15 protein-coding genes are annotated in these 15,133 nt (G+C 46.8%); 13 read left to right on the top strand and 2 right to left on the bottom strand.

The window, feature by feature from the left end:
• Positions 1-157: 157 nt before the first annotated feature.
• Both GC097_RS11555 and gap read right to left on the bottom strand, forming a co-directional pair.
• Positions 158-811 (bottom strand): glycosyltransferase, encoded by a 654-nt coding sequence (locus tag GC097_RS11555; protein ID WP_171683457.1) that lies wholly within the window; start codon positions 809-811, stop codon positions 158-160.
• Between the two features lie 105 nt (positions 812-916).
• Positions 917-1,927 (bottom strand): type I glyceraldehyde-3-phosphate dehydrogenase, encoded by a 1,011-nt coding sequence (gene gap / locus GC097_RS11550; protein WP_171683456.1) that lies wholly within the window; start codon positions 1,925-1,927, stop codon positions 917-919.
• Between the two features lie 137 nt (positions 1,928-2,064).
• On the opposite strand from gap, the gene GC097_RS11545 reads away from it, so the two are divergent.
• The 13 genes from GC097_RS11545 (at position 2,065) to cntC (ending at position 15,131) form a co-directional block, all read left to right on the top strand.
• Positions 2,065-2,664, top strand: coding sequence for a TetR/AcrR family transcriptional regulator (locus GC097_RS11545; protein WP_171683455.1), 600 nt, complete (start codon positions 2,065-2,067; stop codon positions 2,662-2,664).
• Positions 2,665-2,873: 209 nt separating this feature from the next.
• The gene (locus GC097_RS11540; protein WP_171683454.1) at positions 2,874-3,971 is read left to right on the top strand and encodes an NAD(P)H-dependent flavin oxidoreductase; all 1,098 of its coding nucleotides are present in this window, start codon (positions 2,874-2,876) and stop codon (positions 3,969-3,971) included.
• A 174-nt stretch (positions 3,972-4,145) separates the two neighbouring features.
• Positions 4,146-4,295: a 50S ribosomal protein L33 gene (rpmG, locus tag GC097_RS11535; RefSeq protein WP_171683453.1), complete on the top strand. Its 150-nt coding sequence runs from the start codon at positions 4,146-4,148 to the stop codon at positions 4,293-4,295.
• A gap of 54 nt (positions 4,296-4,349) precedes the next feature.
• Complete coding sequence (locus GC097_RS11530; protein ID WP_171683452.1) at positions 4,350-4,805, top strand: Fur family transcriptional regulator; 456 nt, start codon at positions 4,350-4,352, stop codon at positions 4,803-4,805.
• A gap of 40 nt (positions 4,806-4,845) precedes the next feature.
• Positions 4,846-5,970: an NAD(P)/FAD-dependent oxidoreductase gene (locus GC097_RS11525; protein ID WP_171683451.1), complete on the top strand. Its 1,125-nt coding sequence runs from the start codon at positions 4,846-4,848 to the stop codon at positions 5,968-5,970.
• Complete coding sequence (locus tag GC097_RS34200) at positions 5,964-7,622, top strand: nucleoside recognition domain-containing protein (protein WP_312875650.1); 1,659 nt, start codon at positions 5,964-5,966, stop codon at positions 7,620-7,622. Before GC097_RS11525 ends, GC097_RS34200 begins: the two co-directional genes overlap by 7 nt.
• Before the next feature lie 20 nt (positions 7,623-7,642).
• Positions 7,643-8,653, top strand: a complete 1,011-nt coding sequence (locus GC097_RS11510; RefSeq protein ID WP_171683450.1) for a CobW family GTP-binding protein — start codon at positions 7,643-7,645, stop codon at positions 8,651-8,653.
• Between the two features lie 34 nt (positions 8,654-8,687).
• Positions 8,688-9,539 carry a histidine racemase CntK family protein gene (locus GC097_RS11505; protein ID WP_512699047.1) on the top strand — a complete coding sequence of 284 codons (852 nt, stop codon included), beginning with the start codon at positions 8,688-8,690 and terminating at the stop codon, positions 9,537-9,539.
• Positions 9,540-9,550: 11 nt separating this feature from the next.
• Entirely contained in the window at positions 9,551-10,342 is a 792-nt protein-coding gene (locus tag GC097_RS11500) for a class I SAM-dependent methyltransferase (RefSeq protein ID WP_171683449.1), read from the top strand.
• A gap of 29 nt (positions 10,343-10,371) precedes the next feature.
• Positions 10,372-11,679, top strand: a complete 1,308-nt coding sequence (locus GC097_RS11495) for an opine metallophore biosynthesis dehydrogenase (protein WP_171683448.1) — start codon at positions 10,372-10,374, stop codon at positions 11,677-11,679.
• A gap of 28 nt (positions 11,680-11,707) precedes the next feature.
• Positions 11,708-13,318, top strand: a complete 1,611-nt coding sequence (gene cntA, locus GC097_RS11490; protein ID WP_246294181.1) for a staphylopine-dependent metal ABC transporter substrate-binding lipoprotein — start codon at positions 11,708-11,710, stop codon at positions 13,316-13,318.
• A gap of 17 nt (positions 13,319-13,335) precedes the next feature.
• Entirely contained in the window at positions 13,336-14,268 is a 933-nt protein-coding gene (gene opp1B, locus GC097_RS11485; RefSeq protein WP_171683447.1) for a nickel/cobalt ABC transporter permease, read from the top strand.
• Complete coding sequence (gene cntC / locus GC097_RS11480; RefSeq protein WP_171683446.1) at positions 14,268-15,131, top strand: staphylopine uptake ABC transporter permease subunit CntC; 864 nt, start codon at positions 14,268-14,270, stop codon at positions 15,129-15,131. Before opp1B ends, cntC begins: the two co-directional genes overlap by 1 nt.
• Positions 15,132-15,133: the final 2 nt, after the last annotated feature.

Raw genomic sequence — 15,133 nt, 5'->3', positions numbered from 1 at the left:
TAAGCATCTGCGGTAAAATTGGAAAACATTTTTTCTAACGAATTCTGCAACAAAAACGGAGCCACGCGAGTTTGCGGGCTCCGTTCTCTATTTAATGCTGGAGTATCACATTGTTGCTCAGCTCGGAGGTCTGTTTTGCAACGTCGATTGCATTCACCTAAAATTTCGCAGGGAACTGTTTGACAATGCCTTCTGTCAGGATGTCCGCAAGATGAATCATATGGATCTCATTTTTGTCGGTTGCTGCAATATCCGCTTTCCAATCCCCTTTGAGACAGTCAAGGACTATTTCCGTAATCAACTGAAGGTGCGTATACAACATATCTTGCAGCTCTTTAAACTGCCAGTTGGGATTCGCTTCGCTTAAAAATTTGGCAATATCGTCGGCATTTCTATGCCAATCCTTCTCTAACTTCTTCACTTCCGACTGATTGCCCGCTTTGGCAACTGCTACAATTTTCCCTGCGATCAGAATATGTTCTCTCAAAATATCGGCCAGCTTATTGCCGGCGGCTTCCCCATAATAAGGCTTGATCACATTGCCAATGTCCTGCTGGTTCCGCAAAAGTCGGTCCAATACGTCCTTCTGATCTTGACGATTCGATATTGCGCTGACAATGTAACTTCTCGTCCATATGGTATGGTCGATCCAGACCTTCTGCATATCGACTTTAAGCTGCACCATTTGGGGACTTAGGCAAACCGAATCCTTCTTCTCGCTCACCTTCGCTTGAACGGATACTCCTGCTGGCATCATGCTAAAGACGAGCGCCATGGCTAACAGCAACGCCAACAACCATTTGTTTTTCACAACTCTCTACTCCTCTGTTTGTTGGAATATTCCAGGCTGTTTTATTTTGGGTGGGAATATTCGATTTTATACAGAGGATTTCATATTTTGGTTTGGATAATCAGATTACTTGGCGATTTTTGCGAAGTATACCAATGTTCGAACCAATTGAGCTGTGTAAGACATTTCATTATCGTACCAGGCTACGGTTTTCACCAGTTGCTGGTCCCCAACCGTCAAAACTTTAGTTTGAGTGGCATCAAAAAGGGAACCGAATGTCATACCTTTAACATCGGAAGAGACGATCTCGTCTTCTGTGTATCCGTAAGTTTCTGGATCAGATGCTTCTTTCATAGCGGCGTTGATTTCCTCAGCTGTTACCTTAGTATTCAATACGGAAACAAGCTCAGTTACGGAACCTGTTGGTACAGGTACACGTTGAGAGGCGCCATCAAGCTTACCTTTCAGTTCGGGAAGAACGAGGCCAATAGCTTTAGCAGCGCCGGTGGAATAAGGAACAATGTTCTCTGCGGCGGCTCGTGCTGCACGGAAATCGTCTTTTGGATTCGGAGCGTCAAGTGTGTTCTGGTTGCCTGTATAGGCGTGAATGGTCGTCATTAACCCGGATTGAATACCAAACTTGTCGTGTAGAGTTTTAGCCATGGGAGCCAGACAGTTCGTTGTACAAGAAGCGCCTGAAATGACGGTTTCCGATCCGTCCAGAGTTTCATGATTTACGTTGTATACGATTGTTTTCATGTCGCCTGTTGCCGGGGCGGAAATGACGACTTTCTTGGCTCCGCCCTTTAGGTGAAGCTCCGCTTTTTCTTTGGTGGTGAAGAACCCTGTACATTCGAGCACGATGTCTACGCCAAGCTCGCCCCAAGGGATTTCTTCAGGGTTACGGTTAGCCAACACCTTAATTTCTTTACCGTTAACAGTGAAGATTCCGTCATGAACTTTGATGTCACCATGAAAAACGCCTTGCGTAGTATCATATTTGAGCAGATGAGCCAACATTTTCGCATTGGTAAGGTCATTAATTGCTACAACCTCGATGCCCTCAACCTCTTGAATTCGACGAAAAGCGAGTCTTCCGATCCTTCCAAAGCCGTTAATGCCTACTTTTACACTCATGGAATAGTCCTCCTGCAATCTTGAAATAAAAGATACCGAACGGTATCATTATTATATCATGATTTGAGTAATTGACAAGGCTTCAGTCGTAAAATTTGATATAATGTGAAATTAGAAAAAAGTCAACGGAGGAACCCATGAAAAAAGGAGATCGGACAAGAGAACACATCATTATGAAATCAGCAGAAATCTTTAATCAGAGAGGATATGCCGGTACATCGCTAAACGATATTATTGCCGATACCGGGATTAAGAAGGGGGGCATCTACCGACATTTTGCCAGTAAAGACGAGATTGCGCTTGAAGCCTACAATTACGCCGCCAGTTTGGTCAGCAGAAAATTTTCTGAAGCAGTCGAGCAAGAGCAGTCTGCGTCAGGTCGGTTGATTGCTTTTTTTCGTGTGTACGAAGATGTTGTCAACAATCCACCATTTATTGGCGGATGTCCCATGCAGAATACGGCTGTAGAAAGTGACGATACTCATTCGGAGCTTTGTGATCGGGCAAGGCAAGGGCTGAATACCTTCTTGGAAATGATGAAAAGTATTATTCGTGACGGGATTAAAACTGGGGAGTTTAAGGAAAGTCTGGATCCGGATGCGCTTGCTTCATTTGCATTTTCCTTATTGGAGGGAGGCATTTTGCTTAGCAAGTTGGATGGGGATAACAAGCACATGCTAATGAATATAACAAACTTCTCGTCCTATTTGCAGCAATGTTGCTTAAAGACCAGTTAATCAGATATAACCTTCTATTAGAAGCAATTAGAATTAATTGTTCTGATAGGAGGTTTTATTATGACTTTAAGCGTAAAAACTAAATTGATGAGTTCTTCCATGTGTAAGATATCGTTTTTTTTAATGGCAACTATCATTTTGATTCATTTTACATGATATATCTTGGGAGTTACAATTAATTTTAACAAGAAAACAGGAGGTTTTTTTAAATGCTTGAGACTGAATTAACTCATATTCTCAAAATACGATATCCGATCTTCCAAGCACCAATGGCAGGTGGCCCTACAACTCCCGAGTTAGTAGCAGCAGTTTCAAACGCTGGGGGTCTAGGCAACCTGGGTGCCGGATACTTAACACCGGAACAACTCCGTAGCACGATTCAAAAGATTAAAGAACTGACTGATCAGCCATTTGGGGTCAACCTGTTTGTACCTGAACAACCCATAGAATCGGAAGAAGCAATCGACCAAATGTCAGCCTACCTCAATAAATATCGCATCGAGCTTGGAATTGCCACAAATCCATTACTCCCGAAATTTTCGGAGTCGTTTGAGGAGCAGGTACAAGTATTGCTGGAAGAGAAAGTGGCGGTATTTAGTTTTACCTTCGGTATACCGCCGCATGAAGTAATCCAAGCTATGAAGGAGCGTGGAACAGTCGTAATTGGCACTGCAACAACCGTTGAAGAAGCTAAATATTTGGAGGCCGCTGGCGTAGATGCAGTTGTGGCCCAGGGAAGTGAAGCAGGAGGGCACCGCGGCACATTTTTGAACAACATTTCCGACAATCAGATTGGTACCATGGCTCTGGTGCCACAGATTGTTGATCATGTGTCGATTCCAGTTATCGCATCTGGGGGTATTATGGATGGGCGGGGGCTTGTAGCAAGCCTCTTTTTAGGAGCATCTGCCGTACAGATGGGTACAGCGTTTCTCGCATGCCCCGAGAGTGGCGCCCATGCAACGTACAAACAGAAGATCCTTTCATCAAATGAGGACACCACAGAAATTACACGGGCATACTCGGGGAAAGCCGCACGAGGCATTCGAACAGCATTTATGAATGATTTACATCAGTATCCCGGCACAATTCCTGCCTACCCAATTCAGAATGCAATGACGCGAGACATTCGTCAGGCAGCTGCAAAATCGAATAACCCCGAGTATATGTCACTTTGGGCAGGGCAGGGTCTTAGGTTAGCCAGCGATCATTCTGCTGCTGCAATTGTCAAACAAACCATCGATCAAGCCTATGTACTTGTCAATTTAATTACAAAATCACCATATAGAATGAAAGAAAATGACTAAATAAGCTGCAGAAAAACAAAAATGCATTTTCCCAAAATCGCTTTATAAAGCGATTTTTTTGTCTTTAAATAGTAGTAATTCTTACGATTTAGTTGACGCAAAGAGCGAATGAAGTTATAGTGTGTATTACAAATTGTAAAATTTACTATTTAAATCTTAAGGGAGGTGAATACGTTGCGAGTTGTCATTACATTAGCCTGTACAGAAACCGGAGACCGGAATTACACAACGACGAAAAACAAGAGAAACAACCCTGAGCGCCTGGAGCTCAAGAAATATTGCCCTCGTCTCAAACGGGTGACTCTTCACCGCGAAACCAGATAAAACGGAGCCCCCTGGGCATAAACGGCAATCATAAAGCAGAAGGAGCTTTATTGTATGAAGACGCATGCAGCCGATCCCGGTAATCACGAGACGAACTTGATTTCACAGTTGAGCAAATTAGCCAAGCATCGCTTGCGTTTGACAGGACAGCGTAAAGCGATGATTGAACTGGTTATGCATTCAAATAAGCCATTAACGGCCGTGGATATGTATCACAGCCTGGAACAACGCTTTCCTGGTCTCAGTTACGCAACGGTGTATCAAAATATTAAGCTGTTTATCGAGCTGCGGATTCTAGAATCCTTTATTCTTGGAGATGAGGTTAGATTCCGTATATGCACGGACCAAGAGCATCCCAGGTATCATCTGATCTGTATGGATTGTGAGAGGACGTTTTCCTTGGATATGAAAATGGAACGCATGCGTTTTCCGCTTAAAAGCAAGGGCTTCCAGCCGATCAGTTATAAATTTGATGTGTACGGTTATTGTACAGATTGCCGTGATTTATAATCGTAAAAATTACTAATAAATAAAATGGGAGGTGAATACAATGGAAACATTGGATTGTGTGATCGTGGGCGGCGGTCCGGCTGGCATCGGTGTGGGCATCGTGCTGAAAGACTTGGGTGTTGCGAATTTTCGTATTCTGGAAAGACGGCAGATCGGCGCTTCCTTTCTTGCCTGGCCCAAGGAAATGCAGATGATTACGCCATCCTTTCCGAGCAACGCTTACGGTATGTTGGATCTGAATGCGATCGCGCTTCAAACGTCCCCGGCCTATTCCTTAGGAACAGAGCATCCATCAGGGGAAGAATATGCGGAATATTTGCAGAGAGTCGCAGATTATAATGAGCTGCCTGTGCAGGAGGGGATCGATGTCAAGCACATAAGGCCGCTCCAAGATGGCTTTGAAATTGAGACATCTCAAGGAAAGCTGATGAGCCGCCATGTGATTTGGGCGGCAGGTGAATTTCAATATCCCCGGTTGGATGGGTTCCCGGGAGCCGAGTTCGGCATACATAGCAGTCTGATAGCGGATTGGGCGCAACTAGAAGGTGACGAGTTTATCGTGATTGGCGGCTATGAAAGCGGTGCGGATGCTGCAATTCATTTGGCCCGTCTCGGGAAAAAAGTAACGATTATCGATCGCAACAACCGCTGGACAGCGAATGGCAGCAGCGACCCCAGCGTCGAGCTTTCCCCTTTTACGAAGGATCGGCTTAGGGATATTGAAGATGGGCTGATTGAGCTAGTGGCGCCTTATGATGTGCACTGGGTTGAACGTTCGGATCGGGGAGGGTATCTCATTTATTGTGAAGACGACTTCGGGAACGACAAATACATACATACGCCGAACAGGCCGATTCTTGCTACCGGATTTCGAGGGAGCCTTCAAGTCATCGACGATTTATTTGAAAAAGGCGAGCAGGACGAAGTCATCCTCTCTAATCGCGATGAGTCGACGAAATATCCGGGGCTGTTCGTTGTCGGTCCCAGCGTTTCCCACGGCAGTCTATTGTTTTGCTTCATTTATAAATTCCGGCAACGGTTTGCGGTTGTAGCTGAAACGATCGCCAAAAGTCTGAGCCTGGACGTTTCCGCATTAGACCTGTATCGGAAGCAAGGAATGCTGCTGGAGGATCTATCCTGCTGCGGGGAGGATTGCGAGTGTTAGCGGAGGCTGCATCCCGGCGCAAAGCAGTTGTACTCGCTGGACTTGAATCCTCTGGGAAATCGGCTCTGTTTCGCAGCATGACGGGCCATGACACAGGTGAAGAAGCAAACTTCCGAGGATCGACGGTCATGGTGCGTAAAGCCAGGTTGACCAGCGATGCCGAACTGATTGACATTCCGGGCATCAAGAGCAGGGATGACAGTTACACCACACGACTGGCCTTCCGCGAAATGACGGATGCGGATATGATCGTCCTTGTCGTTCGGGCCACGCACGCCGCCATGGAACTGCCCGCTTTACTGGAGGCGATGGATGTGGCCCGCAAACGCCTCATGCTTGTCTTGACATTTGCTGATAAAGCAATCGCAGGTTTATCAGAGCTTGCCCATTATTATCACGACGCATTGGGGATCCCCGTCCATACGATAGATGCGCGCAACCTCCAGGAAGCTGACAAACAGGCGTTGCTGCAAACTCTTGAAGCCGCCAAGCCGATTCGTTCCAAAGCGATGGCCGCGTTTGCTCCTGAGGTGCAGATGCTTCATCCCCAATCAACCTGGTTCGAGCATAGACGGTGGGGGCGGCCCCTGGCGCTTCTAAGCATGTTGGCACTTTTCGCCTTGCCGGTGCTCTTGGCCTATGAGCTGTCATCAAGGTTGCAATCGCTGGCTGATCTTGCCTTGGTGGAACCATTTAAAGCGCTGGTCAAGAATCAGCCAGAGATTGTTCAAACCCTGCTTACAGGCGATTATGGCCTGGTTACGCTCGGGATCTACTCTTTTTTGTGGGCTTTTCCCGTCGTACTGCTGCTCGGTATCAGTGTCGCCGTCACCGAGGAAAGCGGGCTTAAGGACCGGATCGCCGATTCCCTGGACGGCTGGCTGCGATATATCGGCTTGAATGGGAGAGACCTCATTCCGGTGTTGTCCGGGTTTGGCTGTAATGTGGTCGCCGTGTTCCAAAGCCGTGCCTGCAGCGCTTGCACGCGCAAATCCTGCGTGACGCTCATCTCTTACGGCTCCGCCTGCAGCTATCAGATCGGAGCGTCCTTGTCCATTTTCGGCTCCGCCGGACATCCGTGGCTGTTTGCTCCTTACTTGTTACTATTATTCATCGTTGGCGCATGGCATACGCGTCTATGGAGCCGGGGGCCAGTTCCGTCGCATCCGTCTGACACGGCCTCGAAGACGTATCTTCAGAAGCCATCAGCAAGGGCTGTCGGCTGGCGTGTCCGTGCCGTTATTAAACAATTCTTGCTGCAAGCGATGCCGATTTTCATTGGGATTTGTCTGGCAGCGGCGCTGCTCCAATATATCGGAGCCCTGCAGTGGCTTTCTCGCGGACTCGGACCTGTCCTGCATCTCTTCCAATTGCCTGCCGAGGCGGCGGGGGGAATTATTTTTTCCATTTTACGCAAAGACGGATTACTGATTCTGAATCAAGATGAAGGCGTATTTCTGCATACGCTGCAACCGGGCATTGTCTTTGTCCTTGTCTACGCAGCCTCAACGTTGACGGCGTGCCTAGTTACATTATGGACCCTGCGCAAAGAGATGGGGTGGTCATTTGCTGGATCCCTGGCTGCCAAACAAGCGATCACATCGATGGTTACTACGTTCTTATTAGCCGCAGCCGTTCATTCTTTCTTATAAAAGTCAGGGAGGTTCATCCTATGCTGCAATCAGTACCTATTCATCTTTTCTCCGGATTTCTTGGCAGCGGCAAAACGACCTTGTTAAAGAAGACATTGGATTATTACACGGAATCCGGCAAGAAACCTGTTGTCATCATGAACGAAATTGGAGAAATCAACCTGGATGGCATGATCATTGGAGAAGAGGTTCCAATGACAGAAATGCTGAGCGGCTGCATCTGCTGCACCATTCGCGGTGATCTCAGTATGGCGATAAAAAGCTTATACACGGAACATCAGCCCGATGCGATTTTCATTGAGTCTACCGGGATCGCGAACCCGATGGAAATTATTGAAGGGGTTACGGATGCTTCTCTGATCATGCCCGTGGAACTCCAGTCCATCGTTACCGTCGTAGATGCACCGCATCTGTTTGAGTTGAGCCGGAATTCGCGCAGCAAAACGTTGGCCTTAATGAAGGAACAAATTCGCTGCGCCTCCCTTGTCATTCTGAATAAAGCGGATAAGGTATCGGCAGAGGAGCTGGACGAGCTGGATCAGCTGCTCCGGGAGTGGAACCCGTTTGCAGGCATTGAAGTCACGGTTTACTGCCATATGGACATGCAAATACTGGCATCGTTGAATGGGATGGCTGCTCAAGAAACCCTTAGGCTGGGAAACATGGCGACATGCAGCAGCGAACATGGCCAGACTTGCGATCATCGCCAATCCGACACAGGCGGCAAGGCGCACAATCACCATACGCATGATCACGTTATGGCCTATACGCATTATTTTAACCGGCCAATTGATCTGGATAAGTTCGAGGAAGTCATTCGCACTCTTCCACAGCAAGTGTATCGCGCCAAAGGCATTGTGCAAACCACAGACGGAGAATCCACCAAGCATCATTTGTTTCAGTACGCCTATCGGGAGCTCGAATTCATGAATCTAAGCATCAAGCCCAAAGTCGCGGTTCAAAACGTAGCGGTCTTCATCGGGGAGAATTTTTCCAAAGATGACGTGATCCAAGTTTTACAAGAAGTGTGACCAATGAACAACTTCCGTGCATAGGAGGAGCGAAGTGGGGAAACAGATCGTGGATTTCATTAAGTGCAGTCCTACCCAAAACATGACAATTTTGGTCAAGTCGAACCACACGAGGGATGAGTACAAACACATAGCTACCAAACTCATGTCCTATGATCATGTGCACGCAGAGCAAGTCGGATTTATTGAAGCGCCGGTAAACAGCAATGCTGCAGCTCATTTGCAAATGGCAGGTGGCGAGTTTTGCGGAAATGCGTGCATGGCCTTGGCGGCGTTCATTGCCTCTGAACGAAACATGGAGCTAAATGATTCGACTGACATCGTTTTAGAAGTCTCAGGTACAGATGAACTGCTAACTTGTTTGGTGCAAAGAAAGTCAACTGGGTTTTACTGCAGCGTTGCGATGCCGATTCCCCAACATATCGAAGAACGTATCATTCCGTACGAGGGCAACGATTTGGCCGTCATTATCGTGAGATACCCCGATTTTATTCATATTGTCATTGAAGTGGATGAATTTCATGAGTCGATCAGGAACAAAGCGGAATCTCTAGCTAAATTACTTGGCTTAACGTTGGGAGCTAACTTAATCGGTATTTTACTGTATAAGGTGAGCGCCCATGAACTGGCACCGCTCATCTATGTTCCTCATCTGGACAGCATGGTTTGGGAACGGGGATGCGGTTCAGGCACGGCTTCTGTAGGCGCTTATTTGGCTTGGAAGCACAAAGAAAAGATCGCTGCGGAAGTCAAGCAGCCAGGCGGCATGATACAAGTTCATGCTAATTATAATGAAGAAGAAGCGGCAAACCTTTGCATTGAAGGTCTTGTCGGCATTGTCGCACAAGGGAAAGCTTTTATTGATATTAACGATAGCACTGCTTAGGGGGAAAACGAATGCAGGCAGCAGAAACGTTTCAAGCAACGTTGGTTGAATTTTCCAAACAATTCGATCAACTGGTGTCACATTATGATCATACCCTTACACATCGTACAGCCTTAGAGCAGTTGATCAATACATATTCCGCCTTTATAACAAATCCCGCTAATCAAGTAGCGTGGGAACGTTGGGAAGAGAACCTTGAGGAATTCCCTAGGCTAGTAGAAGACTTAAGAAGGAAGTCGGCCATTGCCGTAGCCATTATGGAGAAATATCGCGCATTCCGGCTGCAGCAGGGAGACTCGGAGATCACCGACTATTTTATGAATATTGAATCGTGCATTGAACAAGAGTTTGGGAGTTCCAAGGTAACCTCCGATTCCAAAGTGTTGATGGTCGGTTCAGGTTCGTTCCCGATGACACCGCTGCTGATTGCGGGGCGAACAGGGGCCGAAGTCGTGGGGATCGATATTGATGATGAGGCCGTTTCCCTTGGATCACTTGTTGTGAAACAGCTGGGCAGCCAGTTCAACATTCGGTTGGAACAAAAATTCGTAGAAGAGCTGATCTTCACACGCGAAGCTACCCATATCATTTTCAGTTCAACCGTATCTAATAAATATGAGCTCTTGGATCAATTGCATGCGTTGACGATTGAAGATGTCGTGGTGGCGATGCGTTACGGGAATGGGTTGAAGTCACTGTTTAATTACCCGATGCAAGAGGTTGACGAACACAAATGGCAGCTGGTTGATACGATCTTGCGCCCTAACCAAGTGTTCGATGTTGCGTTGTACCGCAAAGCTTAACCCGCTTGCAAGATGAAAAGGAGGTTTCTATGAGCGATTTCAAGCGCGTTTTGCTGTTGGGCACTGGGCCCACGACGATTCAGCTTGCCGTATGTTTAAAAAAACAGCTTTCATGCCAATTGGGCATTGCAGGCAGAGAATCTGCGCGTTCCGAACCATTTTTTGCGGCGCTTGAACAAAGCAATCATCAGGTTCAGGTCCGTATTCAAAATGAAAAGCATCGCGCGATGGCTGGTGAGTGCCGCATCGATCACGTTTTCAAAGGCTACGGTTCGATTACCGGTGAATGGGATGCGCTAATTTTGGCTGTAACCACAGATGCGTATATCGATGTTTTAAAACAGATGAGCGACGAAGTTTTGAAGCGCGCAAGATGCATCGTTCTCGTTTCCCCCACCCTTGGCTCCAACAGCCTGGTGCGCAATTATATGCATCAATTCCATACAGAAGTTGAACTTATCAGTTTCTCCACCTATCTTGGCGATACCCGATGGATACCGGAGAAGTCACATCAGCACGTATTGACAACCGCGGTCAAGAAAAAAATTTATGCAGGCTCCACATGGATTCAATCTGCCAATATCGAGGTGCTGAAGCAGCTCTTCGAACAATCAGGCATTGCGCTGGATGTAATGGCTACGCCGATGGAGGCGGAAACAAGAAATATCTCTTTATATGTTCATCCGGCGCTGTTTATGAATGAATTCGCATTGGACGCGATATTCGGAGATTCGGGTGTTCAGAAATATGTGTATAAAATTTATCCGGAAGGCCCCATTACGCAGCATTTAATTCGAGATATGCTGGCCGGGTGGAAAGAGATCATGAGCCTGTTGAATGCCCTTCAAATCAAACGGCTGAACTTACTTCAGTTTATGACGGATGACAATTATCCGGTCAGACTGGAAAGTTTATCACGTCATGATATAGAAAATTTTAGTGATTTTAACATGACAACTCAGGAATATTTATTGTACATCCGCTACACATCGCTGCTTATCGATCCTTTCTCCGAACCGGACGAGGAGGGCAAATACTTCGATTTCTCTGCAGTTCCCTTCCGAAAAATGTTCGTCAACCGAGAAGGGGAGCTGGACATCCCGCGAATGCCGAAAGAAGACTACTATCGCACCAAGATTATACAAGGCATTCTTACCTCGCTCAATTTGAAATGTCCAACCATTGACAAGTTCCTGCGTAACTATGAACGCAAAATCATTGAAGTAGCGGCAGCTAATCAGAACCGAAAGCTATCGCTCGCGTTTACCGTCCAAAGTTTTGAAGAGGATTTACAGCGGATATGCCGTGAACTAGGAAAGAACCTGCAAGAAAAATAGGGGAGGAATTACGGTGAAAACAAGAAATATGTTCATTGTTCAAATGATCATTGTGTGTGTGCTGGCACTCGCAGGCTGCAGCAGCGGGAAGGAGGCTGCGTCGGTTCCGGCTGTTCAGGAATCGCCCAGCCCAAAGAATACAGAGCTGATCTATGCAACAGCTAAAGATATAAACGATATTAATCCTCATTTATACACAGGTTCTATGCCCGCTCAAGGGATGATCTTTGAATCCTTAGTTGAGAATACGAAGGACGGCATCAAGCCTTATCTCGCTGAATCCTGGGACATTTCCAAGGACCAAAAAGAATACACGTTTCACTTAAGGAAAAATATCAAGTTTCACGATGGCGAGCCTTTCAATGCTACAGCCGTGAAACAAAACATAGACGCCATTCAGGCGAATGCCGCCAAACATGCCTGGATCAAGCTGTCGACGAAAATTGTAAACAGCGAAGCCCTGGATGAGCATACCTTTAAGCTGGTATTATCGGAGCCTTACTCTCCAGCTTTGATCGAATTATCTATGACGAGACCTTATGTGTTCATTTCTCCCAAAGATTTTGTTAATGGGGGCACGAAAGGTGGGGTAAGTGGTTACCATGGCACAGGTCCTTATGTGCTAACCGAACACAAAACGAATGAATATGCGACCTTTGAAGCTAATAAAAACTATTGGGGCGGCGAGCCTGCTATCCACAAAATTACGGCCAAGGTGCTTCCGTCCGGTGAAACGACACTCCTGGCTCTGCAAAAAGGAGAAATCAATGTTGTATTCACGGACGATCGAGGCACAGACAGCATCGATGTCGAAGCGATGAATCGTTTAACTGCTTCCGGCAAGTATCAATTGGTAAGAAGCGAACCGATGAATACGAAAATGATTGTCGCCAACAGCAGCAGATTCAGCAGTCCGGTAAGCGAAGCCGCCGTTCGTGAAGCCATCTGGTATGCGATTGATCGGGAAACGATTAGCAAAACGATTATGAATGGAACGGAGACTGCCGCCAATGCGCTTTTCTCCTCCAACGTCAACTATGCGGATGTCGAATTGAAACAACGGGGCTATGATCCCGAAGCAGCCAAAAAGATGTTGGAACAATCAGGCTGGACGTTGGAGAGCGGCGCTAGCGCCAGAACGAAAAACGGCAAAAAATTGGCGTTGAAGGTGTATTATGACAGCAATTCCTCTTCGCAAAAAACAGAGGCTGAATTTATCCAAAGCTCATTGAAAAATGTCGGTATCCAGCTGGAACTAGTCGGTGAGGATTCCACGTCTATCGCGAAAAGAAGATCGACAGGCGACTATGATTTGCTGTTTAACCAAACATGGGGATTGGCTTATGATCCTCAGAGCACGATAGCCGGATTTACCTCGGAGTCCGCGTATTTGTATACGACCAAAGGGATTGCCAAAGAGGATGAGCTGTACAAAAAAATTAACGAAGTTACCTTATCGACGGATGAGAAAATCAGAAAATCGCTGTACGCCGATATTATGACAATTGTGCATGATGAAGCCGTATTCATCCCGCTTACCAATGGCAAAATGACCGTCGTAGCACCCAAGAATGTAAAAGGCATTTCATTCAAACAAACGCAATTCGAACTGCCGTTTGAGCGAATGAAGTTTGAATAACAAAGGAGAGTTCACGAATGGGAAGGTATATGATGAAAAGGCTGTTCCTATCCATCCCGCTGCTTCTGATCATATCGTTCGTAACGTTCATCCTGCTTAATCTTTCACCGATGGATCCCGCTGAAGCCGTCCTGCATGCACGGGATATCCCCCAAATCACGGATGAGCTCATTGCGCAAACCAAGAGCGAGTTGGGCCTTGACAGATCATTCATGATTCGATATTTTCACTGGCTCACGGCTTGCCTGCGGTTGGATTTCGGACATTCCTATACGACAGGCAAACCAGTTTGGTCTTTACTCGGCCCAGCTTTTTTGAATACGTTGAAACTCACTTTCGTTTCTTCGATCGCCATTATTCTGTTATCGATCCTGTTAGGTATCGTCTGTGCCTTGCAAGAAGGAAAGTGGCTCGATAAATCGATCAGAGGTATTGCTTTTTTCCTGACCGCCATGCCGCCATATTGGCTCGGAGCGCTTCTGATCTGGTATTTTTCCGTGAAACTGGACTTGTTGCCGACAAGCGGTATGCATGCCTATCAAAGCTATATCCTGCCGGTTTCGGTGATCTCGATCAGCTATGCGGGGATTTACTTCCGAAATGTCAGAAGCGCCATGTTAAGCAACTTAAACGAAGACTACGTTCTCTACGGAAGAGCTTGCGGCCTGTCCGAGAGGAAAATTATCAAGCATATTGTAAGAAATTCTTTGCAAGTGGCTGTTTCGATATTTTGTATGGCTATACCTGCGATACTCGGAGGTACGGTCGTTATCGAAAATGTTTTTGCATGGCCGGGGCTGGGAAGTTTGAGCGTTAAATCCATTATGGGCCGGGATTTTCCGATTCTTCAAGCCTACGTTCTCATTTTGGGAGTGGCCTTTGTAGGATTTAACACGATTTCCGATCTGATTAATGCGGCGTTGAACCCCAAATTAAGGAAGGACATGTGATGAAGGTTTCGAAGCGTTTAGCCAAAGATAAGCTTGCCATGGTTTCATTGGCCATTATTGCCAGCACGGCTCTTGCCGGTCTCTGCGCGCCGTTAGTTGCCCCGCATGATCCGGAAGAAGTCAATATGAGTCTTCGGTATGTGGGCCTCTCTTGGAGCTATCTGCTAGGGAACGACCACTTGGGGAGATGCATCCTATCGAGATTGCTGTACGGCATTCGCCCCAGCGTGCTGTGGGTTGCCGTTGCTTTGTTCATATCCGTAGGGATCGGAGCCTTCTTGGGCTTCCTTGCCGGTTATTTTAAAGGCAAAGCAGATGCGTTGATCATGAGGATTTGCGATATGATGCTTTCATTTCCCGGCTATGTTATGACGCTTGCGATTGTTGGCATCTTGGGAACGGGGCTTGCGAATATCCTGATTGCGTTTGTTTGCATGAAATGGGCATGGTTTGCCAGAGTGATCCGTGCCTCCGTTATGCAGTATTCGGAACAGAATTATGTGAAGTTTGCCCAAGTGACAGGCATTAGCGATATGAAAATTATATTTCGACATCTGATGCCGGCCGCACTTTCCGATATTGCTGTTATTTCAAGCAGTGCGATGTGCTCAATGATTTTGCAAATGTCAGGCTTCTCGTTTCTGGGTTTAGGTATCCAGGCCCCTCACGCTGAATGGGGCATGATGCTGAACGAAGCGAGAAACGTCATGTTCTCCAAACCGCAGCTCATGCTGGCGCCAGGCCTCGCCATCATGATTATCGTTTCGGCCTTTAATTTCTTGTCTGATGCGCTTCAAATTGCGCTGGATCCCAAATTACATGCCTCTGCCCACAAGATGCAGGCCAAAGAGGTGACGATCTAAAT

The sequence above is a fragment of the Paenibacillus planticolens genome (assembly GCF_013141725.1).
In the GTDB taxonomy this organism is placed as follows: Bacteria; Bacillota; Bacilli; order Paenibacillales; family NBRC-103111; genus Paenibacillus_E; species Paenibacillus_E planticolens.
The sequence above is the reverse complement of the archived record's forward strand: the minus strand, read 5'-3'. Positions and strand labels throughout refer to the sequence as shown.